General features: G+C 46.1%; 26 protein-coding genes, 1 CRISPR repeat array and 2 riboswitches. Of the genes, 3 read left to right on the top strand and 23 right to left on the bottom strand.

Going from position 1 to position 25,742, the window contains the following annotated elements; all coding sequences use genetic code 11:
- Window positions 1-39: 39 nt before the first annotated feature.
- On the top strand, window positions 40-1,254 hold the full coding sequence (locus tag EDD67_RS08570) for a M24 family metallopeptidase (protein WP_242006044.1): 1,215 nt from the start codon (window positions 40-42) through the stop codon (window positions 1,252-1,254).
- Between the two features lie 42 nt (window positions 1,255-1,296).
- Here EDD67_RS08570 and EDD67_RS08565 read toward each other — a convergent pair whose 3' ends face one another.
- From EDD67_RS08565 to cas9, 13 genes are all read right to left on the bottom strand, one after another.
- On the bottom strand, window positions 1,297-1,626 hold the full coding sequence (locus EDD67_RS08565) for a hypothetical protein (protein WP_121440310.1): 330 nt from the start codon (window positions 1,624-1,626) through the stop codon (window positions 1,297-1,299).
- Window positions 1,627-1,715: 89 nt separating this feature from the next.
- Window positions 1,716-2,768 carry a 2,3-butanediol dehydrogenase gene (locus tag EDD67_RS08560; RefSeq protein ID WP_121440309.1) on the bottom strand — a complete coding sequence of 351 codons (1,053 nt, stop codon included), beginning with the start codon at window positions 2,766-2,768 and terminating at the stop codon, window positions 1,716-1,718.
- A 118-nt stretch (window positions 2,769-2,886) separates the two neighbouring features.
- Window positions 2,887-3,597, bottom strand: coding sequence for a hypothetical protein (locus tag EDD67_RS08555; protein WP_121440308.1), 711 nt, complete (start codon window positions 3,595-3,597; stop codon window positions 2,887-2,889).
- A 198-nt stretch (window positions 3,598-3,795) separates the two neighbouring features.
- Window positions 3,796-4,170: a DUF1667 domain-containing protein gene (locus EDD67_RS08550; protein ID WP_121440307.1), complete on the bottom strand. Its 375-nt coding sequence runs from the start codon at window positions 4,168-4,170 to the stop codon at window positions 3,796-3,798.
- Complete coding sequence (locus EDD67_RS08545) at window positions 4,167-5,441, bottom strand: NAD(P)/FAD-dependent oxidoreductase (RefSeq protein ID WP_121440306.1); 1,275 nt, start codon at window positions 5,439-5,441, stop codon at window positions 4,167-4,169. The genes EDD67_RS08550 and EDD67_RS08545 overlap by 4 nt, the downstream gene beginning before the upstream one ends.
- 3 nt (window positions 5,442-5,444) lie before the next feature.
- Window positions 5,445-6,932 carry an NAD(P)/FAD-dependent oxidoreductase gene (locus EDD67_RS08540; RefSeq protein ID WP_121440305.1) on the bottom strand — a complete coding sequence of 496 codons (1,488 nt, stop codon included), beginning with the start codon at window positions 6,930-6,932 and terminating at the stop codon, window positions 5,445-5,447.
- Between the two features lie 299 nt (window positions 6,933-7,231).
- Window positions 7,232-8,200: an ABC transporter permease subunit gene (locus tag EDD67_RS08535; RefSeq protein WP_121440304.1), complete on the bottom strand. Its 969-nt coding sequence runs from the start codon at window positions 8,198-8,200 to the stop codon at window positions 7,232-7,234.
- Window positions 8,193-9,125 carry an ABC transporter ATP-binding protein gene (locus tag EDD67_RS08530; RefSeq protein ID WP_121440303.1) on the bottom strand — a complete coding sequence of 311 codons (933 nt, stop codon included), beginning with the start codon at window positions 9,123-9,125 and terminating at the stop codon, window positions 8,193-8,195. Before EDD67_RS08530 ends, EDD67_RS08535 begins: the two co-directional genes overlap by 8 nt.
- Window positions 9,122-9,985 carry a GDSL-type esterase/lipase family protein gene (locus tag EDD67_RS08525; protein WP_121440302.1) on the bottom strand — a complete coding sequence of 288 codons (864 nt, stop codon included), beginning with the start codon at window positions 9,983-9,985 and terminating at the stop codon, window positions 9,122-9,124. The genes EDD67_RS08530 and EDD67_RS08525 overlap by 4 nt, the downstream gene beginning before the upstream one ends.
- A gap of 195 nt (window positions 9,986-10,180) precedes the next feature.
- Window positions 10,181-11,864: direct repeats of the CRISPR family, unit length 36 nt; unit sequence ATCTCATATCTACCTAAAACTGCAGGGTACTAAAAC.
- 19 nt (window positions 11,865-11,883) lie between these two features.
- Window positions 11,884-12,783, bottom strand: coding sequence for a hypothetical protein (locus EDD67_RS08520; protein ID WP_123875825.1), 900 nt, complete (start codon window positions 12,781-12,783; stop codon window positions 11,884-11,886).
- 120 nt (window positions 12,784-12,903) lie between these two features.
- A complete protein-coding gene (gene cas2, locus EDD67_RS08515; protein WP_242006043.1) occupies window positions 12,904-13,227 on the bottom strand; it encodes a CRISPR-associated endonuclease Cas2 in 324 nt (107 codons plus the stop codon).
- Window positions 13,217-14,125 carry a type II CRISPR-associated endonuclease Cas1 gene (cas1, locus tag EDD67_RS08510; protein ID WP_121440299.1) on the bottom strand — a complete coding sequence of 303 codons (909 nt, stop codon included), beginning with the start codon at window positions 14,123-14,125 and terminating at the stop codon, window positions 13,217-13,219. Before cas1 ends, cas2 begins: the two co-directional genes overlap by 11 nt.
- 19 nt (window positions 14,126-14,144) lie before the next feature.
- Window positions 14,145-17,258, bottom strand: coding sequence for a type II CRISPR RNA-guided endonuclease Cas9 (cas9, locus tag EDD67_RS08505; protein ID WP_121440298.1), 3,114 nt, complete (start codon window positions 17,256-17,258; stop codon window positions 14,145-14,147).
- A 330-nt stretch (window positions 17,259-17,588) separates the two neighbouring features.
- On the opposite strand from cas9, the gene EDD67_RS08500 reads away from it, so the two are divergent.
- Window positions 17,589-18,779, top strand: a complete 1,191-nt coding sequence (locus EDD67_RS08500) for a DUF4317 domain-containing protein (protein ID WP_121440297.1) — start codon at window positions 17,589-17,591, stop codon at window positions 18,777-18,779.
- A gap of 212 nt (window positions 18,780-18,991) precedes the next feature.
- Here EDD67_RS08500 and EDD67_RS08495 read toward each other — a convergent pair whose 3' ends face one another.
- From EDD67_RS08495 to EDD67_RS08455, 9 genes are all read right to left on the bottom strand, one after another.
- Window positions 18,992-19,783, bottom strand: coding sequence for an HAD family hydrolase (locus EDD67_RS08495; protein WP_121440296.1), 792 nt, complete (start codon window positions 19,781-19,783; stop codon window positions 18,992-18,994).
- A 110-nt stretch (window positions 19,784-19,893) separates the two neighbouring features.
- Complete coding sequence (locus tag EDD67_RS08490) at window positions 19,894-20,148, bottom strand: hypothetical protein (protein ID WP_121440295.1); 255 nt, start codon at window positions 20,146-20,148, stop codon at window positions 19,894-19,896.
- A gap of 140 nt (window positions 20,149-20,288) precedes the next feature.
- Window positions 20,289-20,993 carry a thiaminase II gene (tenA, locus tag EDD67_RS08485; protein WP_121440294.1) on the bottom strand — a complete coding sequence of 235 codons (705 nt, stop codon included), beginning with the start codon at window positions 20,991-20,993 and terminating at the stop codon, window positions 20,289-20,291.
- 103 nt (window positions 20,994-21,096) lie between these two features.
- Window positions 21,097-21,197: riboswitch (TPP riboswitch) on the bottom strand.
- 69 nt (window positions 21,198-21,266) lie between these two features.
- A complete protein-coding gene (gene queE, locus EDD67_RS08480) occupies window positions 21,267-21,995 on the bottom strand; it encodes a 7-carboxy-7-deazaguanine synthase QueE (protein ID WP_121440293.1) in 729 nt (242 codons plus the stop codon).
- Window positions 21,988-22,461 (bottom strand): 6-carboxytetrahydropterin synthase QueD, encoded by a 474-nt coding sequence (queD, locus tag EDD67_RS08475; protein WP_121440292.1) that lies wholly within the window; start codon window positions 22,459-22,461, stop codon window positions 21,988-21,990. Before queD ends, queE begins: the two co-directional genes overlap by 8 nt.
- Window positions 22,461-23,126 carry a 7-cyano-7-deazaguanine synthase QueC gene (gene queC / locus EDD67_RS08470; protein ID WP_121440291.1) on the bottom strand — a complete coding sequence of 222 codons (666 nt, stop codon included), beginning with the start codon at window positions 23,124-23,126 and terminating at the stop codon, window positions 22,461-22,463. The genes queD and queC overlap by 1 nt, the downstream gene beginning before the upstream one ends.
- Window positions 23,127-23,184: 58 nt before the next feature.
- Window positions 23,185-23,229: riboswitch (PreQ1 riboswitch) on the bottom strand.
- Window positions 23,230-23,367: 138 nt separating this feature from the next.
- The gene (locus EDD67_RS08465) at window positions 23,368-23,709 is read right to left on the bottom strand and encodes a DUF805 domain-containing protein (protein WP_121440290.1); all 342 of its coding nucleotides are present in this window, start codon (window positions 23,707-23,709) and stop codon (window positions 23,368-23,370) included.
- 42 nt (window positions 23,710-23,751) lie between these two features.
- Window positions 23,752-24,222 (bottom strand): SRPBCC family protein, encoded by a 471-nt coding sequence (locus EDD67_RS08460; RefSeq protein WP_242006042.1) that lies wholly within the window; start codon window positions 24,220-24,222, stop codon window positions 23,752-23,754.
- Window positions 24,216-24,461, bottom strand: a complete 246-nt coding sequence (locus tag EDD67_RS08455) for a DUF2651 family protein (protein ID WP_158638238.1) — start codon at window positions 24,459-24,461, stop codon at window positions 24,216-24,218. Before EDD67_RS08455 ends, EDD67_RS08460 begins: the two co-directional genes overlap by 7 nt.
- 88 nt (window positions 24,462-24,549) lie before the next feature.
- On the opposite strand from EDD67_RS08455, the gene EDD67_RS08450 reads away from it, so the two are divergent.
- Complete coding sequence (locus EDD67_RS08450) at window positions 24,550-25,227, top strand: VOC family protein (protein WP_121440288.1); 678 nt, start codon at window positions 24,550-24,552, stop codon at window positions 25,225-25,227.
- Between the two features lie 17 nt (window positions 25,228-25,244).
- Here EDD67_RS08450 and EDD67_RS08445 read toward each other — a convergent pair whose 3' ends face one another.
- Window positions 25,245-25,676 (bottom strand): VOC family protein, encoded by a 432-nt coding sequence (locus EDD67_RS08445; RefSeq protein ID WP_093072649.1) that lies wholly within the window; start codon window positions 25,674-25,676, stop codon window positions 25,245-25,247.
- Window positions 25,677-25,742: the final 66 nt, after the last annotated feature.

The following is a 25,742-nucleotide window of genomic DNA, read 5'->3' as shown; positions in this document are numbered from 1 at the left end:
AAACAAGAAGGCACTCCATTACTTAAACGAGGTGTCAAGATGAATAAACTGACAAGCATCCGGCATGCGAAAACACAAATCGATATCGTGCGCATGCGGCAATACCGTTTGAACCGGGTGCGTGAACAAGTGAAAGCGATCGGTGCCGGCGGAATTGTTGTCTATGATCCCGTCAACCTTCGCTACGCGACAGGAAGCCGCAACATGCAAGTGTTTATGCTGCGCAATCCGGGGCGCTACGTCTACATTCCCGTTGAAGGGCCTGTGACGCTGTTTGACTTCCCGAATTGCGAGCATCTTTCTGCAGGAATCGAAACGATCGATGACGTGCGCGAAGCAACGACGCTCTCGTACGTCGCGTCCGGAGAGAATCTTTACGACAATGCTGCTTCGTGGGCAAAAGAAATTGCCGAGCTTGTTTCTCAGCACGGCGGCGGCAACAAAAAGCTGGCGATTGATTACGTTCCGGCCGTCGGCGCAATTGAACTGGCGAAACAGGGGATCGAGGTCGTTGACGGACAAGAACCGATTGAACATGCGCGGAGCATTAAATGCGAACAGGAAATCGAAGCGATGAAGATCTCTGTCCGCACCGCGGAAGAAGGGATGATCCGCATGCAGGAAGCGCTCGAACCGGGGATTACCGAAAATGAACTGTGGGCGCAGCTTCATCAGACGAACATCGCGCAAGGCGGCGACTACATTGAAACGCGGCTGTTAAACTCCGGCAGCCGAACGAACCCGTGGTTTCAAGAATGCAGCGACAAAGTTATCCAAGACGGTGAACTCGTCGCGTTCGATACCGACATGAACGGGCCGTTCGGTTTCTTCACCGATATCAGCCGAACGTTTTACTGCGGTGACGGCGAGCCGACCGGCGAACAAAAACGCCTCTATCAAACCGCATACGAACAAATTCAAACGAACATTGAACGATTGCAGCCGGGCATGACCTTCCGTGAATACGCGGAGAAAAGCTGGCAGATTCCCGACGAATTTTTCCCGAACCGCTACTTTACCGTCGCGCACGGAACCGGTTTAAGCGGGGAATACCCGTATATCGTCTATCCGCAAGATTTTGAAGAAAAAGGCTACGACGGGGGGATCGAACCGAACATGGTCTTGTCTGTCGAAAGTTATATCGGCAGTCCGGGCGGAAAAGAAGGCGTCAAGCTTGAAGAGCAGCTGCTCGTGACGGAAAGCGGGACCGAGAACTTTTCCGACTTTCCGTTTGAGCCGAAATTGCTGAAATAAATAAACAACCACGGTCCAGCTGGTGCTGACCGTGGTTGTTGTTTAATTATCCCATCCTCTTTCGCCGTTTCCGCGATTCATCATCCCGCCGTGATGTCCTTCACCGTTATGATGGCGAAAACCTTCTTGATGGTGTTCCTCCATATACTCGGCAAATTCTTCTTCATCGATATCAAAGTATTCCTGCATATGCTGGCCGCGTTCCGAAAATTCCCCCGGTTGGCCGGAGCCCGGACCGCCACCGCCGAACGGGCAGTTGAACGTCCCCTCATTGTTTTCGTTCGCGTCATCTGCAAATACTTGACCGCCGATGCCTAGCCCGGCGAGAATAACCCCTGACCCGAGCAGGACAGACATAAATCTTTTTTTCATTTGAAACCTCCCCTTTCATTTAAGTTACCTTTATTATAATAAGCTTCTATCGATTTTTTGTGCAGAAAGGGGCGGAAATCAAACTTTTTTTATTCCGGTTTAACCATGATTTTGACATGGCTTTTATCGTTTAAGAGCGCTTCGAATCCTTTATCGACAACATCGTCAATGCCGATCCGGGCGGTAATCATATCATCGCCGCTGAAGTAACCCTGAGTCATCAGCTCCATCACTTGCGGATAAATGTTGCGATAAGCGATAATTCCTTTCATCGTCCGCTCTTGAATAACGATATCGTTCGGCTGAAACGAGGCTTCGGATTCCCAAATGCTTACAACAACGATTTCCCCGCCGCGATGCGCGCTGTGTATCGTTTGATTGAGCACTTTCGGGATCCCGGTCACTTCAAACGCCACATCGACTCCGCCGCCGGTGAGACGATGAATTTCTTCGACCGCATCTTTTTCCGACGGATCGATCACGACCGCGCCGAGCTGCTCAGCTTTCCGTTTACGCGCAGCGGAAATTTCCACAGCATAAATCGTTGAAGCACCGGCGGCTTTTAACGCGTCAATCACCATCAAACCGATCGGACCGGTACCGAAAACGGCAGCTGTGTCGCCGGCTTTCAGCGAACTTTCGCGAATTGCATGCAGTGCGACCGCTGCAGGCTCCACGAGCGCTGCTTGCTCATCAGCCAAGCTGTCCGGCATTTTATGCGCCATATGCTCGCCGACAACGGTGTATTCAGAGAATCCGCCGCCGCCGCCGGAGAGGCCATGGAAACCGAGCAGCTCGGTCAAATTGTACTTTTCCGCAATATAGCGGCCGTTCTCATTCGGAGCAAGAATCGGTTCAATCGCGACTCTGTCACCCGGTTTGACTTTCGTGACTTTACTGCCGACTTCGGTCACCTCGCCGCCGAATTCATGCCCCATCACGATCGGCGCTTTATCACCGCTGATCGGATGCGGTGCATTGACGGGAATAAAAATCGGCCCCGCTGCATACTCGTGCAAATCACTGCCGCAAATCCCGCACCAAGATACTTTCACTTTGACATCATGATCGCCCTTGACTGACGGCTCGTCCACCTGTTCCACACGTAAATCCTTCGCCTTATGCCACACTGCTGCTTTCATCGATAAATCCCTCCTAGAAAGATTTAAAACTGTTGACGCACAGGTTCATATACCCCTTCTGAAGAAAAAATATCTGAAAGTTTTGTTAAATTTTGTTTACATCGTACAACGATCTTCACTACCATTCAAAAAAGAATTTCAACGAGATCGTGATCGCCGAATAAAGCGCCACCGCCATTAAAAAGGTGAAAAAGTGGATCTCCTTAACATTTGGAAGCTCATGTTTAAAGACATTGAAAATCATCGCTCCGGCGACAAAGGCAAAAATAATTGCTTTCGCAATCGGAGCAAGCTCAACCGTTAAGGCAAACACCCAGCCGACAACAATCCCAGCAGCTAAAACTTGACGTCCGTATTGATTATATTCATCCGGAAAACCTCGCCACATATCATGGGCGATCGCGATAAAATGCAGGCCGATTGCAAAACTGTAAAAAATCGCCTGCACTCCGGAAACTTCCAGGGACAAAACAACGAAAGAAACAAGCGCATTATAAAGTGCATAAAATAATACGGCAGTCCAAAATGAAGCAATCTGCGAGGCTTCTCTGCGGCTGATAATAATTTGAATACCTAAAAAAACAACGACGCCAACGAGCCCGACGATATAAATTTCCGACTCCATCGTTAAGCGGCGGTATGGCCCTTCAATCATCGCCTGCTCCCGGTGGAGGGTCGGCAATAAATAAATAAAAATATACGAGACGGCAAGTCCCCCGGAAAAAGAGAACCATTTCATCCGTTTAATTCGCTCCGCAGGAAGTAATGCATTGGCAAGCAAATGAATTAAAATAAAGACAATCCCGACGAGAAACGGAACGAACGACATTAGATCAGCCCCTCTCTTACAGAAACAGAAAAAACTCTGCATGCAATACTTTACGCAACTACGTATAGTATACCCGTTTTTTAGCTTGAGAACGACTAATTGAATGTTTTTCTAATCCTTACAGTCAATGAAAAACAAACAGACGCTTGCCCGGTATTTTCATACACTGGGCAACCGTCTGGGCTTGCTGCTCTGTTGTTACACCCGTTCGATCGACCTTGTCGTCACCATCGGTACCTCCGTACCGCAGACACTTGCGACAATGACTTCGCCGCAGTCAACCGGTGCTTCGAGAACAACGTCATTCAGTTCAGTCATACAAGCCATAATCTCACCTTTAGGGATCGGCTCAAGAGTTTTTACAGGTATTCTTCGGAGATGGGCGCCTTCGATTTGTACTGTCGTCGTTACCATCCGCAGCGGGTTGGTTAATTCATCGATCGCATATTTTTCCCCGCGCTTGCAAGTGTTCCCGTCTACTTGATACGTGGTTCCTTCCGGCTTTGTCACTTCCGTCACTTCAAGTCCGCATCCGATCGGACACGTAATACAGGTAAATTCATGTACCTTCATGACCGCACCGCCTCCTCGACTTCGATCTTAACCGTGACTTCTCCGCGCGACATCTTAGCGAGATCTTTTTCTTTTAAAACAATTGATTCCATTTCAGCCGGAGCCATATGCCGTTTTTTGACCGTTTTAATCTTCTCGCCGTTGTTCATCAAGACGATTCGCGCATTCTCATATACGCTGTCTGTTCGAAACATCAACGTCAATTTATTTGTATCAATGTTTTCAGGTTCGATATACTGCGGCACAACGTAGCGCACCCCCGAGGAAGGAACGGTATTCAGCGAACCTGTTCCCGACTTTAACGTCTCTTTTACATAGCGGGCAGCGCTGCGTCCGGCACGGCAGCTTTCTTCTGTTACCCAATCGACCAAATCGTGCACATGAACAACGTTTCCGCAGGCAAAAATTCCCGGAACCGATGTTTCCATCGATTCGTTGACATCGGGACCGTTTGTCAGCGGATTTAAAACGATGTTCGCCTTCTTGGACAGCTCATTTTCCGGGATAAGCCCGACCGATAACAGCAACGTATCGCATTGAATCGTTTGCTCTGTTCCGGGGATCAAGTTCATCGCTTCATCGACTTTTTGAATGACGATTTCTTCAACCCGCTCCTTTCCTCTGACTTCCGTTACGGTATGACTCAGTAAAAGCGGGATATCATAATCGTTTAAGCATTGAACGATATTTCGGGCCAACCCTCCCGAATAAGGCATGAGTTCTACCACCGCATGAACATTCGCGCCTTCAAGCTTCATCCGTCTCGCCATGACTAAACCGATATCACCGGAGCCGACGATGACAACATCTTTGCCGACCATATATCCTTCCATATTGACATAGCGCTGTGCTGTCCCGGCTGTAAACACCCCTGATGCACGAGTCCCGGGAATATTGATTGCCCCGCGCGTCCGCTCGAGACAGCCCATCGCAAGCACGACGGCCTTCGCTGCAATTTGGATCAAACCATCCGCTGTATTCACTGCCGTAACCAGCTTTTCTTCGGTAACATCAAGCACCATCGTGTCCAATTTGTATTCAATGTTCTTTTCTTTCATGTTTTCGATAAAGCGCTCTGCATATTCCGGCCCGGTCAATTCTTCTTTGAAACGGTGCAGACCAAAGCCGTTATGAATGCATTGCTGCAAAATTCCGCCCAATTCCCGGTCCCGCTCTAAGACAAGAATCGATTCGACACCGTTCTCGTATGCTTCGATCGCTGCAGCCAGCCCCGCAGGCCCTCCGCCAATGATTACCAGATCTGCCTTCACAAGTCATCCCCCCTTTTCATCTGCTGTTACCGGTTCAGGCGAAAAATCGGTTTGTTCCGCCTTCGTACTGCCGATCAGGACATACGAATCCGGACCGTCTTTCACGATTTCCGTTATTTCGCGCCCAAGCTCGCGGGCAAGAATCTCCATGACTCTCGGTGAACAAAAGCCGCCTTGACAACGTCCCGCTCCTGCGCGAATTCTTCGTTTCACCCCGTCAAGCGTCTCGGCTCCGGCATGACGGTGGATCATATCGACTATATCGCCTTCAGTAATCGCTTCGCAGCGGCAAATAATCCGGCCAAAGCGCTCATCTTCTGCAAGCATTTCCTGCTTGTTTAGAGGCGGCGCTTCGATAAAGCGCTTGACAGGACGTCGGTATGGATTAAACGAAAGGTTATCACCCGTATTTGGAAAATAAGCGATAAGTTTTTCGAGGATCTCTTCAGCAATCGCCGGCGCTGCGGTTAAGCCCGGCGAATCAATTGCGGCGGCACTGATAAAACCAGGATGCCTCTCAGAATCCTCGATGATAAAATCGCCGCCTGACGTTTTCGCTCGCAGCCCGGTAAAAGAGGTAATCACTTTCTGAAACGGAAAATCGGGAATCGCCCGCATGCCTTTTTCCCGAAGCTCCTGTAACCCTTTACGGGTCGTGCGCAGGTCGTCCTTTGCTTTTGGTCCTTCAGAAGTCGGACCGACAAGGTAATTCCCTTCCACCGTCGGCAAAGCAACAACGCCTTTCCCTTTTTCTGACGGGGGCTGAAAGACGGTCGCCGCTGTGAAATTCCCTGTGGACTGATCAAACAAATTATATTCGCCGGCGAACGGCAAAATGTCATAGCGGCTCTCACCGTGAAGCAGACGGTCGATCTCATCCGCATAAAGACCGGCGCAATTGACGACTGTTTTCGCCTCGATCACCTCGTTGCCTGCAACCAGTTTATAGCCTCCTTTTTTCGCTTCGACCGCTGTCACTTGATGGTTAAGACGAAGTTCAACGCCGTTATCCATAGCATTTTCCATACAAGCAATCGCGAGTTCGTAAGAGCCGACAATCCCGGCGGAAGGAGCATACAACGCTGCGACAGCGTTTTTCGTCACGTTCGGCTCCATTCTTCTGAGCTCTTTTTGCTCCAGTATTTGAAGACTTGGCACCCCATTTTGTTCTCCTTGCGCGAATAAGTGCTCGAGATGCAACCGGTCCTCTTCTGTAAACGCAAGCACGAGTGAACCGTTTTGCTGAAACGGCACGTCGAGCTCGCGGCAAAGCGATGGATACATCCGGTTCCCTTTTACATTCGTCCGCGCTTTATTCGTTCCAGGGATACAGTCAAATCCGGCATGGACAATCGCACTGTTCGCTTTCGTTGTTCCGTTCGCAACATCGTTGCTTTTTTCCAGCAGGACGGTCTTAAGATTTTTCGTTGCGCAGGACCGGGCAATCGTTGTGCCGGTAATCCCCCCGCCGATAATGACAACATCATACATTTTCTAATCTCCCCTTTCAGATTGGTATCAAAAGTACGTGCAGCCCAATATTAAAAAATCGCAGCCGGCAAGACATAAAAAAACCGCAGAATAAGCCGTCCAAAGGATTGCTCAGCAATACCCGGACTCATTCCTGCGGTCTCATCATCTCAAGAGAATGTATTAAATTATGTTCAGCATATCACAATTCTTAATGAAAGCGCTTCATATAATTATTGATTTCACTTTTTCTTTCCATTCTGTTCTTAATTTTGTCACAATTGAGCGCAGTTCAGAGGGATTGCACTCGATCAACCTGTTTACAGCATATCCATCGTCTGAAAACGCCGGAACGCTAATAACGTTGCTAGGGCACCCCACACGAAAAGAACTCCGATGGAGAAAAGCAGTGTCATCCCTTCGACCGGCGGCGGCTGCCCGCTTAAATAATTCGTTAAATTTAAATTGACCATAAACAAGTATTTCGCCGTTTCCCAATTCGATACGAAAACGGATAAAATCGTCCCGGAAATGAGAGCTGCAAGCATAAATCCCATCACAGCAGCTGTCCCCTTTAATAACACGGATAACAAAAACGTCAGCGAGCCGACCGCAACAGCGGCAAACCACGTCAGCCCCGCGGCCGTGAGAATGTATTGCCAATGCGGAATCATCGTCAGTTCCGCTGAGCTCAGGCTGAAATCGGTAATAATCGGCTGCGTCCAGCCGCCGAAACCGAACAGGCTGCCAGCGATCACGATGGAGACCAAACTGATAAACAACACGATTAACGAAACAGATAAAACCATCGTCAAATACTTGCTTAATAATATCCGCCAGCGCTCGACCGGTCTTGTCAAAAGCATCTTAATCGTTCCGCTGCTCCGCTCCGAAGAGACAAGATCAGCAGTAACGACGACGACGAGAAGCGGGATGAACAGATCCCCGGAGTTATCTAAAAACATCCGCAAAAACATCGCCGCCCCGGTTTCGTTCGGATTCACGCCTTCTTCTAGGTACACGCGCTGCTGTTCAATTTGCGCGGCAAAGTTCTCGGCAAACCCTTCCGGCATTTCTGTGTCTTCCAGACGCGATTCGAGACTGCCGATTTCCTCTTCTAATTGCTCTTCCCAAGCAACGTCAGATCCGAAGCGCTCTTCCGCATTTCGTTCCTGGACGAGCTGCGCGTACGCAAACATGCCGATAAATAAAATAACGATCAGTCCGACGACGTAAAACCGTTTTTTTCGGACAAGCTTTATCCATTCATTATAAATCAAGTTAATCAATCGATTCACCGCCTGTCAGATCGAGGAATAAATCTTCAAGCGAAGGGAGCCGGCGTTCGATCAAATGTACCTTCACGCCGGCCGCGACGAGCGCTTCATTAACGATCGCCAAATCGGATTGATCATCGAGCGTCACGATTTGCTCGGCTTCCGGCTGCTGTTCAGCAGTTTCGATCACTTGCAGGTGCTTTGCGATAATCGGCCGTGCTTTTTCTGCAGGCGACGCTTGCCAAATAACCCGGCCTTTTTCTGCCAGGAGCGCATCGACATGGTCAACCGCTAAAATCCTCCCTTTCGAAATGATCGCCACCCGGTCGCACATCAGCTGTATTTCACTCAGTAAGTGCGACGAGACAAGCACACTTAAGCCTTCCTCTTCCGCAAGCGTGCGGATAAATTCGCGCATTTCCCGGATCCCCTTCGGATCGAGACCGTTCGCGGGCTCATCTAAAATCAGCACTTTCGGTTCGTTCAGTAGCGCCTGCGCAATCCCGAGCCGCTGGCGCATGCCGAGCGAATACGTCCGCACGAGATCGTGCACCCGGTTGGTCATGCCGACGAGTTTAATCACTTCATGCATGCGTTTCTCTGTGATCCCCGGAATCATCCGCTGATACTGCTTCAAATTCTCCCAGCCGCTTAAATAATCATACATCTCCGGGTTTTCGACGATCGACCCAATATTTTGCATCGCTTGGACAAACTGTTTTTGCACATCGTGCCCGCTGATCGTGACGGCCCCCTCCGTCGGTTTGATCAGCCCGACAATCATCCGGATCGTTGTCGTTTTCCCCGAGCCGTTCGGACCGAGAAACCCAAACACTTCGCCCGGATACAAATCAAACGACAGATCGTGAATAATCGGCGTCTTTTCGATCGTTTTACTGACGTTTTGCACTGACAAAACCGGCCGTTCTTCCGTCATGACGTTTCCTCCTCTTCCGGCCAGCGCAAAGTAGTCATTAACCGGTCCGCGACGCGCTGATAGCCGTCATCGTTTAAGTGGAAGAAATCTCCTGATAAGTAAGCTCCGACGTCTTCTTCGAACATGTCTTCCACCGGAACATACGTGACTTGATCATACTCCGCGGCGCTCTCAAGCGTCGCATAATTCCATTCGCGGACAAATTGGTCATCGGCTGCAGACAAACCGAATTCCCGAAACGGATTGTAAATCCCGATGTGATAGACGCGCGCCTCGGGATTTAGCTCGATTAATTCGTCATAAAGATCGTCAAGATTCACTAAAAAATCGTCGAGCGCATCTTCATTCAACTCAGGATCATCATTAAGTAAACTTTGTCCGCCTTGAAACAAATCATTGCCGCCGATCGTCATTACGATCACATCCGCAGCACGCACTTGCCCGTTTAAATCCGCTTGTTCGATATCCCGTAAAACATCTTCCGTGCGGTGACCGTCAACGGCTGCATTCGTCACCGTCAATTCCAAGTCATTGCTCTCAAAAAAAGATTCCTCGACATAACGAAGATAACCCTCGCCGTCTGAAGAGCCCATACCGCTCGTCAGCGAATCGCCGAGGCCGAGAAGCTGCACCGTTCCGTCCTCTGCTGTCTCAGCATTAGCATCGCCGTCATTATCGCCAATCGCCATTGGCTGCATCGCAAACTGCCGCTCCGGCAACGCACCTCCGACACGCTCCTCAGCAGACGGATTGTTGCCCGCTAACGCCTCGTCCGCCAATGCATATACGAAACTGCCGGCGAACATAACCAACCCCGCGACCGACACAGCGAGCAACCCATTCACCCAAATACGCTTCATCACACTCACCCCAATTTAAAACTTCATGTAAAAATCATATCATTTTTTGGAAAAAAAGATTGTGAAAACGCACTCGGAATATCGATGACCAAGTGTTTTTTCAGAGAAGCAGATAGAGAAAAGACGATGACCGTTGTATTAGAAGGTCATCGTCTTAAAACTGAATGTACGTCTTTTTTAAATTTCAACACTTAAATCTGATATCTACCTAATACTGCAGGGTACTAAAACCGTCTCTAAAGATGCCATTATGCATCTGAGATCTCATATCTACCTAAAACTGCAGGGTACTAAAACCATCCATCAACTCAAAGACTTTTAACACGAATCTCATATCTACCTAAAACTGCAGGGTACTAAAACTGCGTTCGAAGCGTACAAAAAAGGCAGGTGATCTCATATCTACCTAAAACTGCAGGGTACTAAAACCGTTTAGTTTGCGAGGCATTAGTTTTACGTATCTCATATCTACCTAAAACTGCAGGGTACTAAAACTGATTTCCGTTGCAACCCCGCAAGTTTTTCATCTCATATCTACCTAAAACTGCAGGGTACTAAAACTAAAGGGGAATTAGTAGAGGCGGCAAGAGAATCTCATATCTACCTAAAACTGCAGGGTACTAAAACCCGTGTGTCGTTCCTTTTGCACGAACACTCATCTCATATCTACCTAAAACTGCAGGGTACTAAAACCAATTTCAAACGTATAATCAGCGTTTAAATATCTCATATCTACCTAAAACTGCAGGGTACTAAAACTACTTATTATACGAATCTCGAGTTTATTTTATCTCATATCTACCTAAAACTGCAGGGTACTAAAACGCTTTCGTTACGGGCCGGTGAGATTGCGAATCTCATATCTACCTAAAACTGCAGGGTACTAAAACTTGAGCCGCGTATTCAAGCGCACAAACTTTATCTCATATCTACCTAAAACTGCAGGGTACTAAAACTGGACAAATTCATCTCTAAGTTCGATATATATCTCATATCTACCTAAAACTGCAGGGTACTAAAACAAAGAAGGAAAAGGAAGAACATGTATTTGTATCTCATATCTACCTAAAACTGCAGGGTACTAAAACTTTCGAGCACTAAATTCCAGTTAGACTGGTATCTCATATCTACCTAAAACTGCAGGGTACTAAAACACCCTCTTTCGCGATGACCTGTTTCACGTTATCTCATATCTACCTAAAACTGCAGGGTACTAAAACTCCAGATCATTAAATACACTCAAGTTCGGATCTCATATCTACCTAAAACTGCAGGGTACTAAAACCGGCGTTGTTATTGGAGGCGCTGGAAAATGATCTCATATCTACCTAAAACTGCAGGGTACTAAAACGGGTCGCAACAGGAAAAGGAATCGGAATACATCTCATATCTACCTAAAACTGCAGGGTACTAAAACTACAGGAGTTTCAAGAAGCCTTCGATGATGATCTCATATCTACCTAAAACTGCAGGGTACTAAAACCTTTCGCAATCACCTGTTTCACGTTCCGGTATCTCATATCTACCTAAAACTGCAGGGTACTAAAACATCATGATTAAAAACTTACGAAAGTGCAGAATCTCATATCTACCTAAAACTGCAGGGTACTAAAACTGCTTAGAGTAATATTATCTCCACCCGGAAATCTCATATCTACCTAAAACTGCAGGGTACTAAAACAGAAGTGGAGAAAGCTTACGGTGACAATGTATCTCATATCTACCTAAAACTGCAGGGTACTAAAACCACCGTTGTGCATCCGTCTAGCGCCTGTGAATCTCATATCTACCTAAAACTGCAGGGTACTAAAACGTCCTGAAACATATCCTCATCCAACATAAAATCTCATATCTACCTAAAACTGCAGGGTACTAAAACCTGCCGTGAAAATTTTTCATCACCTCCTTTCAAATTGTTGAACATACTTGGAAACCGGCCGCGAGAGCTTTTGATAATTGATTTCCAGAGCATATTCAAAATTAAATTCTTCCATTAACTCAATAATTACATAAAGATCCGCTTCTGCAAAGACATGAATATCAGCTAACTTACAGTTAGATATAACCGGAAACGTTTCAAAATTCATCGCATAGGATTTTAGTAAATCGGTACATGATTGCTTTAGCTGATCGATCGAATAGTTAACAGGAGCACGCCATTCCAGCTCTTCGAGAAAATCTTCGGTTATAATTTGTTTTCCGTTCGCAATCACATTGTTTCCCATCAATTCATCGGATAGAAAATATCGCGATTTAGACAAAACAAGAACGTTCATTTTTTCAGAAACTTGCAGTAAATACTCTTTGAACATTACTTGCTGCCTGGGACTCAATAAATGCTCGGGGTAATAATAAACAAAGATTGGTGATGTTTTCGCGTTTGTTAAAATTGTTCTTTCAATAACAGGAAGAATGACTGTTAAACGGTTGAACAAAAAACCGTAATCATATTCATCTTCAGCAAGGCCAAAATCGACACCCAGAAGTTTAATGATCGCTTCCGCATCTAATTTCTTGACATATAAGGGCAAATCAGAAGACGTTAATTCGACCAAATCTTCTAACAAGCTGTTAACTGTTTGGACGTACCCTTCAAACTCTAATTCATTCAATAAATCTTCTTTCAGTCTCGTTTTCAGCAACGTTTTTGCACCAAGCTGCGTTTCTTCCAGCAACTCCATATTGCTCATTTTAAATATTTGATGTTGATGATGGGTCAAATCCTGGTCAGATGTTAAATCTGAGACACGCATCTCTTCTTTCACTTTGCTCCGAGGCTGAAAGTATTCCGTCAACAAATCGAGCATGCCTCTTTCATTGAACGTATAGTTATCCAATATACACGTGTACGAGGAGATATTGATATCTAATTCTTGCTCGGCATAACGAATCTTTCAAGGCATAAAAGTCAACTCCTTTCAAAACTCAATCGTGCGATTATCTCCAAGAAGCTCGATATTTTTATCTTCCTCACCAACAAGAATCATCATTTTTTCAAACTGTTTCTCCGTAATAATCATCGCGCGAATGTGACCGTCCTTCGGTAAATACGTTTTGACTTTTGCGACGGTTTGATTCGCGGCATCTTTATTGATGCATGATTTGATATAGATCGAATACTGCATCATTAAAAAGCCGTCTTGTATCAATTGTTTGCGGAATTTCGTGTACGTTCTAATCTGGGCTTTCGTTTCTACAGGCAGATCAAACATAATAAATACACGCATAAATCTATAACTCATACAGTTTCATCTTATGGGTGTTCGGTATTTTCAATTTTTCCAGTTTTCCGCCTGTATCGAAATATTCGATGATTGAGCCCAGATAAATATCAATCGTTCGAATGACGGTTTGCAGCTTTCCGTCGATCATAACTCTCGCGTGTAGCAAATTAATTAATTGCAATCGGTACTCTTTAGTTAAATAATCTTCTGGCGGGTTATCAAGAACAAAAGCATCAACAATCGGCCGCAATGGCTCAATTAAATCTGACGCAAGGTTGAACGGGTTTCGTTCCCCTTTATGAAAGATCCCCAACCCCGGTAACAAGCCCTTTGCCGTAATCGTTCGACCTAAGGCTGCATGAAAAATCGCATAGCCGTAATTCAAAGCCGCATTCTCGATTTTATCAGGGTCATTACGGCTGAACTCACCTTCCCAAAATGAGTTGAAATACAATCTCGCGGCCTGCGCTTCACAATTCTCTTGATCCCAAGGCTGTATTTCAGAGATTAAATTATACATCCGATTCACACGTTGCTGTTCAATCTGGTTACGTTCCATCACTCTCGCTTGGTTATAAATTTTCTGACCAATAATTTTTCCCCATAACTCCGCCTGTTGGTCTTCATTCCAGTTTAACTGTTGAATCATTCGTTTATGCTGGCCGAAATGCCCGGATATCGGCAGGATTTGTGATTCCGGCAAATGCTGTTGGCCGCAAATTAATACAAGAATATTGTTTTTCGACAATTCAACCATCAAACGACTCGTCAACTTACAAGTTAAATCTTCAATAATCACGGAAAAAATATCAGCCAATGGAATTTTCAGTTCTTCATCACCGCGCTTAATCTTCAAACTGTCTAAATGAAGGGACATCTGCTCAACATTCGTGATATGAACTACCCTCCAAGACATTGACTCCCTCCTCTCCAAACTATTTTTGGATTTCTAACTTGAGTTTTTCATTGTTTGATACATAATGATCACCTAGCACGTTAGTATTAAATTTTCGAAAATCGGCAATTTCTTTTTTAACCGTCATTCTTAACCTTTTATCAGACTTCTGATTGATAAGATCGCACTCAATTACATTTCGCTTATCTTCATTCACTCCAATAAACTTATATACTTGTCCGCTTAATCGCAAAATATCATTTTTAAACACACTGAATTGAAAACTTCCCCAATCCTCTATAGATTTTTCAGCCATTTTTTCTTGATAGATTTTCTCAGGAATAAAATATTTGTTTTTTAACTCGTGTAAATCATCAAACCGAACTGTAACAAATTTATACCGGTTATCTTCATAAAAAACATCCATCCGGTAAGGTTTTAAAGACAATGTAACGACTCGTTTGTCATTTCCATCAAACTTATGCGACAAATCTTTGTGTTCCCCTAACTTTTTTGACCGGTATTTCAATGATTTCACCGGCGGTCCGTTATCCTTTTTGCTGTATTTCGTCAGCATATTCCCAGTTTCTTTATAATAAGCAGCTAATGGATTTTTCGCTTCATCGTATTGCTTCATGATGGTCGTCAGTTTTTCAAAGGTTTTTTCATCGTGCTCAAACATTAAGAAAGCCTCTGGTGACTTATGAAACTGCTTTTTGATTTTATCATTATCAGGGTCATATAGATCAGTCATTTTACCTATGATATATTCTCCCTCATCTGTCTCACGCGTCGAATAAATCGTATCGTTCATCAACTGTCTGTTCGGTTTTTGATCGGTACGGTGAGAATATTTATAATGCGGATACTCTTTAATTTCTTTCACTTTATTCATGCGTTCTGTAAATGATGCAGCGAAATCTTTCTCATTCATAATTTCGCCCGTTTCTTTATCAATAATTCGTTCTTCGTCAATCATCAAGTTTTGTTGTTTGAAATCATCTTTATGTTCAAGTAAATAACCAGCCATCGAAACAACGAGTGCGTCTTGAGCATGATGCTTAAAATCTTCATCCCGATCTTTATTTAAGCCCCACAATTTACGTAAATAGTTTGTAAATGAACCGTTGATCGGTTTTACAATCACGTCTTTCTCATTTTCTTTGAAGTAAGCTTTCAAGAGTGTCATAATCTCGCGCGTCGCATAACGCGTATCAACTAAATTACGGTTAATGAATTCTTTTTGTACGTCATATTTCGTTAGATCTCGTTCCTCGAGCAGGTATTCGCGCTTTTTCTTCGACATTTTTTCCGATGATTTTGCCAGCTGCAGTACATGCGATTTATATTTTTCGTAAGTAATCTCGCCGTTCCCGGACTTCAAATACTGATAAGGGGTTAAGTTCCCTTTTTTCTGGTTTTCCTCTGTATGCACTAATACTTTGTTTGCTTGCGAATCGTCAAAAGATACCGAACGAGGAATAATGTGGTCGATTTCATAACGAGAAGGGTTGTTGATTAAATCTTCAAGCTCAATTGGCTTAAGCGAATACAGACACTGTCCGTCTTGAAAATGCCATAAGCGCAATTTATCAAACATCCCGCCCCTTTCTACTAGATCCATCGCATCGAGTTTTTCGCGAACTTGTTTGTTAATCGCCTCGTGTTGTTTTTGCATTTTATTCAAAAATGTTTTTCGATCACTGCTGTTTTTCTCTCTCGCAAGCTCAATGACAATTTCCCTCGGTTCACCGTGTTTTTCAATCAATGCATTAACGATCCGGATCGATTGAACAAACGCTCGTTTAACTACCGGAGATAAGATCAAATCGTTAATATAATCATGCGGGATTTTATTCTTGCCTTTCAGTTCAATTTTTTTCGGTTTCAAACCGTACTCAGTAAACAGCTCCATTTGATTTTTATTCGTTGCCCAGAGATCAGGCAGCAGCATTTGAATCGCTTTCAAACTAAGGGCATGAGTTCCGCCAAAATTCAGTTCGGCTAGCTTTGCCAATGTATGTTCCGAATAGTTCAAATCCAATGTCTTTATTCTCTCGAGCTTGTTGTCAAAATCTTGCCAAACTGTGACGATTTCCGCCAATTGATCTAACGTTTCTGCAGGTTCTTGCATCAAATTGGCATCAATCTTGTTTAATTCCTGCGCAATTTTCATCACCGTAAATTCCGGCTTGCCCTTCTTGTCAATTCGGTATCCCTTGATATCTTCTTCCTTAACTTTGACGATTTTTGCAATCTTTTTTAAGGTAGGATTCCCTTTTGCTTTAAATACTTTTTCCAAAAGCTCTGCTTTTTCTTCCTCTGTTAACCTGTCATTCTCGTCACGCGTAATACTTAAGTTGTTTAAATCATTTAACACATTGAAGAGCTGCGCACTATAAGACTCTTTAACCGCCCTGGTTTCTTCTGGAAAGTATGAACATTTCCCCATCATTTGCCGGAACCATTTCTCCGTATCTTGCTCCCAGCCAAACGGACTGCCGAATCCAGGTCCTTCATAATAAGCACGGCGGGTTTCCAGCAGCTCAATATATTGTTTTATGAAAGCATCATCAATTTTTCCATGCGTTGTTTGCTGCGTTTCCAACAGTTTTTTTGCTTCCTCTACATAATCTTCTGTTTTAAACCGGTTTTTGTGTCCGCGAACTTCGCCATCTTCTTGTAATCGTTCTAACTGAAGTTCAGCAACGTATTTTTCTTGCAGTTGTTTTTCATTGTTTTTGATTTGATCTTTTGTCGACAGCGAATCATCAGCGGCTTTTTCATCGTCTAAATCGGCTGTAACATTATGTACGCCGCGGCGTTTAATTAAATGGTACAATGCTGCTATCAGTTGATTTTGATTCAAGGGTTCATACAAACCTTTTGCCCGCAGTTCATAAGGGTTTTCTTCCGATACTTGCTCCGTATCAAAACCGTAATTCTGCAAAAGCCTCACTAGGCGTTCTTTTCGATGTTTTCGCCGGCGCTGCAATCTTCTTGCTCCTCTTTTCGCTCGACGGCCGTCATTGTTTGAAACATCCGCTTCAGGAAACAACCTCACTCCTGATTCGATAATATTCATATCTTCATCAATCACTCCAAAACCTACGGAACCGATCCCAATATCCAACCCAAACGTGTAATTCGCCATCCGAAACCCTCCTAATTAATCTTTTATACACAGTGATAATACTATTTTTTCCTTTTATATGTATGAAAAAAGGGAGTCACTAAAAAGTGACTCCCTTTTGATCCCGCAGGATCAATTCCGGCACTAAGGCCTTGTTTTAGTAGATCCTGCAGTCTTTGGTAGATACACAACCCGTCGGTTGCGATGAGATACCTAAATAATAATATATTACTATTTATATGTCAAACACTTCTAAAGAAAAATTTACTATCAATATTTTCTCGCCGGCAGCCTATCGTGTGTTAAAATCACTACGTCAGAAAAAGTTACTTAAAAGTTGGAGTGAGTGGATTGAACAAAAAAGATATCGCGCATATGCGCAATCAGTTTAAGCTTGATAACGATTTATTAACCGTCACGGATATATCCAATGCTTACGTCATGAAAGAGACGGATGAAATCTACCATCAGCAAACGATGCCGTTTGAACTGTTGGAAGATGAGCAAAAAGAGATGTTTATGACGAATTTCAAAAAGGTGCTCACCGGCCAGCTCGATGAGAAACTGTTTGAACTCGCGTTTCAAAAAGACGCTGACGACAGCAGTCAGCTCACGCTCCACCAAGGGCTGTTAAGCGATGCGTCCGCTGATTGGACCGCACAGATGGAGAAAATCGTCCAAAAAATGCTCGCGAACAAAACGTACGACTTCGATATCGTCATTACGTTCATTCGCGGCGAATACAACCGGCCGGTGAAAAAAGGCGGCGGGATGACAGAAGAAAGCGACCGCGACGCGGTGTATGCCAATCCGTTTATCCTCTGCAGCATAAATAAGACCCTGGATCCAAAAAAAGAACTCCTCTTCGACTATGTCGAAAAAGAGTTCAAATACAATATCGTCGTCGATCCGATCATCAATTTGCAAGCGCCGATCGCCGGCTTTCTCTTCCCGGTTTTTCACGAAGGCACCGCCGATGTCAACCGGATTCTTTACGCTGCGGCGAAAGCGAATGAACCGGATACCGACTTCATCGCCGACGTGTTAACAGCCGAAGAAGTGATGACTGCGCAAGAAGACAAAGCTGTCTTTGAAGAAATCGTCAAAGAAGCCGCCGGCGAAAAAATCAACACCGAGACGCTCGCGAACGTGTATGAAGAAATTCACCGCGCCGTCGAAGAACACGAGGAAGATGAACCGCGCACGCTCGACAGCCGCGACGTCGAAAACGTGCTCCAATCGAGCGGCGTCAAAGAAGTCGACAGCGAAAAAGTCCGCGACGCGTTTAAAACCGTGATCGATGACGAGCAATATGAGCTTAAAGCCGAAAACGTCGTGCCGAAATACACGTCAAAATCGATTAAAATCAAAACGAAAGTTGCCGATATCGCCATCAGCCCGCAAGATTTAAAATACGTCAAGCAAATCGAGATGAACGGCAAACTCCACCTCATGCTTGAAGTGCCGGAAAACACCGTGATCGAAGGCTTCGAAATGATCCCCGAAGCGCTCGCACAAAAAGCCGAAGACAAAGAAGAATAACACCGCTATTCCGCAGGAGAAATCCGGGATGCTAGGTCATCCTCTTTTTTGAAGCGAGTGTATTGATAAAAAAGAAGCCATACAGCCACTTCCTCCGACGCCTCTAGGAAAAGCAAGCGGAGGTTAGTGGCTGTATGGCTTACGTCAAAATTTTGTTAATCAACAAGCTAAGAGGAACAGCAGTGCTTTTCCTCTTACTGCCCGCTGTTTTTTTACACAACCCGGCTGCGCACGAGCCGGCTCGTCATGTACGCAGCTGCGCCATTTTCCGCATTCGACAGCGTCACCGTATCAGCCGCTTCTTTAATCTTTTCAGCCGCATTGCCCATCGCCACACCTGTGCCGGCAAACCGAAGCATCTCCACGTCATTCGGACCGTCGCCGATCGCGACCGTCTCGCTGCGGCGGATGCCGTATGCATGCAGCACCGAGCGAATCATCGACCATTTTGATACGTGCGGAGCGAGAATTTCAAAGCCGTCCTGCCACTGAATCACCTTGTTGCCGTAGCCGTAAGGTTCCGCGAGCGGGGACATCCCTTGTTTCGTACGAAAGCTGTATTTCAAAATCGGTTCGTCCGGCAGCTGATCGATCGGCCCGACGCCGAGCGGTGAGATGCCGCTCGATTCGGTCCAAGTGCGGATTTCGTCATCGATTTTCCGGCAGTAGAGCCCTTTCGTTGTATGAATCATCACGTTGTCCGTCTGCGTATTCGCAAAGCCGCGGACAGCGTTGGGATTGATTTTAATCGAACGGGATGCTGCCGGAATAATCGATGACGGACTGTACACTCCTGCGCCGTTTAAACAGATCATCGGCGTCATTAACCCGAGCTCTTTATGAAGCGCAACCGTCCCTTCATACGGACGCCCGGTCGCCAAAAATACTTTCACGCCCTGATTGCGAAGCTGAGACACCGCCTCTTTTGTCACCGTGTTCAATGTTCCGTCCGGCGCTAACAGCGTGCCGTCAACATCGAGAAATAATGCGCGCATTTCCATCATTTGCAGATCCCTCCTTTTTCACATCGTGCATCGTACATCTCCACTGTACCCGTTTATTGTTAAGGACATGTTAAGAAAAGATGTAAAAATCGTAAATCTTGATGTGAAATTCACACGCAGCCCCGAAAGCCCTGCAGATCAGCTTCCCTTGTTCCTGCGATTTGACCGTAAAGATTGCCGATATCATCATACGATACCGTCAGTCCGCTCTCGGCAAACCATGCGGCGAGCTGTTCTTGCGCCTGCATCCATGATTCACTGTACAACAGCCGTGTCGTTCCGTGATTATGTGTCCGGCCGATCGCAGACAGTTTCGCAATATAGTCTGCCAACGCTGGTGTACTAAAATTCATATCCGTTTTCATGCAGGCACCTCCTTATAATGTGAACCATATTTTACCGCAGGACAGCTCGTTTGCCATGAACAAATGCTCCAATTTTCAACTTCCGGAATGAGCAGTTTGCACAAAAACCCCTGAACATCGGCTGTTCAGGGGGAGAGGGCTTATTCTGACGTTATCGCAAGCGTCGGATGCTTCGTCTCAACCGGCCACGTTTCCTGCTCGTACGCCATTGTCCAAAATTGGTGCTCTAGCTGCGTGCTTTTTAAAAAATGCGCCATCATCTGTTCGCGCTCTTTTTCACTCGCTTTTTCTGCGCACTTATCGATTTTGTCTTTGAACGTCTGCGTGATCTGCGCGACTTCGTCATTGGCGTAAAACGAGATCCATTCAGCGAACGGATGATCCGCTCCCGGTTTGACTTCTTTTGTGAGGCGCTCGCCGATTTCCCAATACGTCCACGGACACGGCGCCAAGGCTGCCAGCGTCTCGCCGAGCGAACCGTTCGAAGCCGCTTCCAGCATGTGACGCGTATAGTGATGCGCCGTCGGGGCAAGCGGCGCATGCTGGAGATCGTCATAATTCACACCGGCAACCTCGCAAAAATTATTATGCGGATGAACTTCTTCGTTTAAAACAAACGCGATTTGTTCTTGAAAAAACATCATGTCTTCCCGCGACTCGCACTGTGACACGGCGAGCCCGTAAATCCGGCAAAACGTGCTTAAATACTCGTAGTCTTGTTTGACGTAGTGAATGAGCGCTTCTTTCGGCACGTCGCCGCGGGCGATTCCTTCGATAAACGGGTGCTTAAAAATCGCTTCAAAAATCGGATCGGCTTCCTTTCGCAGCTGTTCAGAAAATTTCATTTCCTTCACTCCTTCATAATAATATGAAGGACACCCACCTCCGGAAACGAAAAAAGCTTCTCATTTCCGGAGAAAGAGAAGCAACGTTACAGGCCGGACGGCCGTATCGTATGCGCCACTTTCCTCCGCTGGTATCACCCAGGTCAGGTTCAGAGGGTCCAGATCTCATCTGTCTCAGCCTTATCGGCTCCCCTAGTGGATATCCTGTTACGTGTCAGCATACTGCAATCGTCATGAATTTGCAAGTTCTGTTCAGTGGAAACTGTTTCTATGTTACACCCCGCGCATATTGCCCCAAAGCAACGTGTGAAGCTGCGGGAGAACGCGGACATCGTTCATCTCCTCATCTGCCATCACCCGGTCGACCAACGCTTCATAGCGGCTGAGTAAATCTGTTCGGAGCTTTTCATCATCAGCGGTCTCGACGTCCGGATTGCCGGTTTGCAAATACGTATCCAGCTGCGGATACCGTTTCGCTGCCTGTTTGGCAAAATCGTAGTCCGCTTCATCAAAAACGACGATCTTTTGCGACACATGCGCTTGCCGCCCCGCATCGATAAGCCGAGCGACAATCAGATCGAGTTTTTCGAAATCTGCCGTCATGTTCGAACTCGGCGGTTTCGGCGAAAGGGTTAAATCATCAACCTCGACAAACCAATCCTGCCAGCGGCTCCCTTGTGTTTCCAGGGCAACGTCGATCCGCTGTTCGTGCAAAAGCCGCACGAAGTCGCCCATCTGCGGATAAAGCGCCGGGTTGCCGCCGGAGATGGTGACGTGTGAAAACCGGACGCCGCCTGCTTCCTTGAGTGATTGCCAAATCTGTTCCGGCGTCATCTGCTTAATATCGTCTTTCGCGCTGCCGTCCCAAGTAAACGCGGAATCGCACCAGGAACAGGCATAATCACAGCCGGCTGTGCGGATAAACATCGTTTTTTGTCCTGTCACCATGCCTTCGCCTTGAATCGTCGGACCAAACACTTCTAAGACCGGCAGTTTACTCAAGTTCCATCCACTCCCGCCGCGCTTCCGCATAACTTGTCGGCGTCTCAAACAACCGGACGAATTCGACCCGCTCTTGTTGCCCGGTATCGCGCCGTTTGAGAGCGTCAGACATTTTTTCATAAATCCAGACGACCATGTTCTCCGCTGTCGTATTCATTTTCGGCAGCGTGTCGTTTAAATAGCGGTGGTCGAGATGGATTTCAATTTCTTCTTTCCAAATTTCTTTAATATCGCCGAAATCCATCATCAGACCGGTCGCTTCGGTATAGCCGCTGATTCCGAAAACGACGGTATACGTGTGGCCGTGCAGATTTTTACACTTCCCTTCGTAACAGTGTAAATGGTGCGCTGCATCAAAGGTAAATTCTTTACTGACAAGCACGCGTTTCGAATGATACTTCAGCTGATCGCGCTGAATATCTTCATCGATTTTCTCGAGCTTATCGACAATCTCAAAGCCGTACATTACCGCGATTCCTCCTTTGCCGCTAAATGCTGTTCCAAGCCGCGTCTGCGCAGTTCACACGCCGGGCATTCGCCGCAGCCGTCGCCGGGAACGCCGTTATAGCAAGTCAGTGTCTGTTCGCGCACCGTCTCTAAGACGCCGAGATCATCAGCAAGTGCCCACGTCTCTTTTTTGTCGAGCCACATCAGCGGGGTATGCAGCACAAACTCGTCGTCCATCGACAAATTCAGCGTGACATTCAGCGATTTAATAAACATATCGCGGCAGTCCGGATACCCGCTGAAGTCCGTTTGGCACACACCGGTCACTACATGCTTCGCGCCGATTTGCCGGGCAAGAATCGTTGCAAACGATAAAAACAACAGATTGCGTCCCGGAACGAACGTCGACGGCAATTCACCTTCCTTATGTTCAACAGCGATATCGTCACGGGTCAAAGCGTTTGGCGCCAGCTGGTGTAAAAGCGACATATCAAGCAGATGGTGGCGCACGCCCTGCGCCTCGGCAATCGCCGCTGCCGTCTCAATTTCTTTGCGGTGCCGCTGCTGGTAATCAAACGTGACCGTTTCCACTTCGTCAAAATGCTCCAATGCCCAAAAAAGGCACGTCGTACTATCCTGTCCGCCGCTAAAGACGACGACGGCTTTTTCTTTCGCTTCGTTCATTTGCAAACACCTCCGGTTTGCCCGAAAAAAAAAGACCCATCCCTGGCTAAGGATGCGTCTTTCCTTAGTTTTTTATCGAGGGTTGGGCTAGAACCTCGCCCGCCAAACACAAAATCGTTTAGCGGATTTAGTTTATAATAATCATCGTAAACCTTATCTCATCTGAAAAGCGGTGTCAATCAAAAATGGCCTGGCTGAATAACGTTCACCGGCGCTTTTCCCCTCTAAAAACAATTAAAAATTATTTCGGGACCGGTCCCCAACGGTTTTCCTGCTGTTCTGAATCGATAATAACAAAAATCAAAAAGACAATTTGCCCGATAAACGGAACCAAATTAATCAAAATCCACCAACCGCTTCGTCCCGTATCATGCAAACGGCGGACGGCAACGGCCAATGAGGGAAGAAAGACAATCAGCGAGTACAAAGAAGACAGCACCGTCGGCAAGTCGAGAGCCGATTCTATAAAATTCAGCACCAACAAAATGAGAAAATTGATTAAGACGAACATCCAATATTCTGTTCGCCGTGCTCTGCTGTGAAAATTACTAAAATTCCGCAGCACATGAATATACCAGTTCACTACCTCCGCCTCCTCGACCCGCAGTGTCAGCTGCCGGCATTGTTAATTTATTCGTTCGGCTGCCGTTTCTTGTTCAGCAACGGTTTTAACGACCTTGACAAACGTATCGACCACTTTATGCGATGCGAAAAAAAGAAACGGTTTTACATACCATTTCAGCGGCTTATTCGTCATCGTATACGTCATCTGCACTTTAGATTCATCCAATTTTTCCAATTCGTATCGTGTTGTAATTTCAAAAATTCCGCCGAGAATATATTTCTCTTCTAGTCTTTTATTCTCACAACTATTATAGTATTCTGTTATATGTACATCATATTCTTCGGTCCGGTTCCCTTTTTGATAAGCTTGCCGGTAGACACTGCCGACAGTTTTTTCAGTCACGGCAACCGGTTCATGTTTGGTTACATTCGGCATGATTTTTTGCCGCTCAGCCAGACCGCCTTCAAAATAATGGCTCACTTGTTCTATCGGCGCTTGAATGACAACATCTTGTTTCCATGTTTTCACCACGACTCACCTCTCCCGCGCTTAATTAAAATGACAGCCGACCCGCCAAACCAGGCAATCACCATATAAATAGGCGCTGCGATTAAAAAGCCTGTATTGAAAAGTGTAAACGCTCCTGCAGCGGAGATCAGCAACACGAACAAAGGCATGAGATACAGGTTGCGGAAAACGACGTAACCTAAAGCCCCCAAGACAGCTGCTGCCGCCGGAAAAATAAACAGCGCGTAATGATAAAATGTCATGATTTCCTCCTTGCCTATACATCGCGAATGGTATTCCCCGAGAAGATCCAACATTGAAAAATTTGAAACCAGTCAGGAGAATGTTGCTATGAACTTTCAAAACCTCGTCCTCAAAACCCACAAATTGGAGCAAATGTACGACTTTTACCGTCACACCCTTCAGCTTCCTGAAGCTGCCTCTTATGCCTCCGATCGTTTTACTGTCTATTTCGGCGCTACGGCGTTGACATTTGTCCAATCTGAACAATTAGCTGTTTCTCATTGCCATTACACTGTCCGTATTCCCGAAAAATCTTCTCTTCAAGCAAAAGAGTGGATTAGACTGCGGATGTTTTTACATAACAAAGGCGGTTACGACGACATCTTCTTCCCCGGGCATAAGAAAAAATCGCTCTACTTTCGTGATCCCGGAGGAAATGTTGTCGAACTGACCGCCGCAAACGATACCGGCAGCCGATTTAAACCGCAATTTTCTGCGGCTGACTTTCTTAAGATCGGCGAAGTCACCGCCGTATGCGACAATGTCGTGCGCTCGGCTAATAAACTGACGGCCTTCGGATTGCCGATACTCGGCCGCGCCTATAAACATTTCGCTGCTATCGGCGATCATAACGGACTGATTATTCTTAAAGAACCGGGAGGCTCCTGTAAATTCTCCAACCTGCCGATTCAATGGTCTCCCATCAATTTGACGATTAAAAATGTCGGCACTGTCCAGTTCAAGAGCAAAAGACTAACGCTTGATAAAAACAGTTATTCCGATTAAAAAGCACAGAGATTTGCTTACTGCGCCCCTTCTCCGGCTGCTGTCACATACCAGGTAATGCCGAATTGGTCTTTCACATGACCGTGAGCCGGACTGAACGGGGTTTCTTGCAGCGGCATCACTTGTTCTCCCCGTTCGGCAAGCCGTTCATAAACAGCTTCCGCTTCGGCCGCCGAATCGACGTTCACGGCTAAGACGATATGCGTACCGACCTGCGCCGGCTGTCCCGGAAAACCGTCTGACAACATCAAATCGTCACCGCCGATACGTAAATGGGCGTGCATCACCTGTTTTTTCACGTCTTCCGGGAGCGGGGTGTCCGAGTCTTCCGGCATCTCGCCAAACGTCTGCACGCCGAGAACTTCCGCGCCAAGGGCTTGCTCATAAAAGGTGACCGCTTCTTTTGCACGTCCGCTCAAGATAATATACGGATTTAATCCAGCAATCATCGTATCGCCTCCAAAAAATAACTAAACTTTCCGTTCCCATTTCCGTTATTTCTTGTTCTGAAACAA

This window comes from Salisediminibacterium halotolerans, from assembly GCF_003814815.1.
Classification (GTDB): domain Bacteria; phylum Bacillota; class Bacilli; order Bacillales; family Salisediminibacteriaceae; genus Salisediminibacterium; species Salisediminibacterium halotolerans.
The sequence above is the reverse complement of the archived record's forward strand: the minus strand, read 5'-3'. Positions and strand labels throughout refer to the sequence as shown.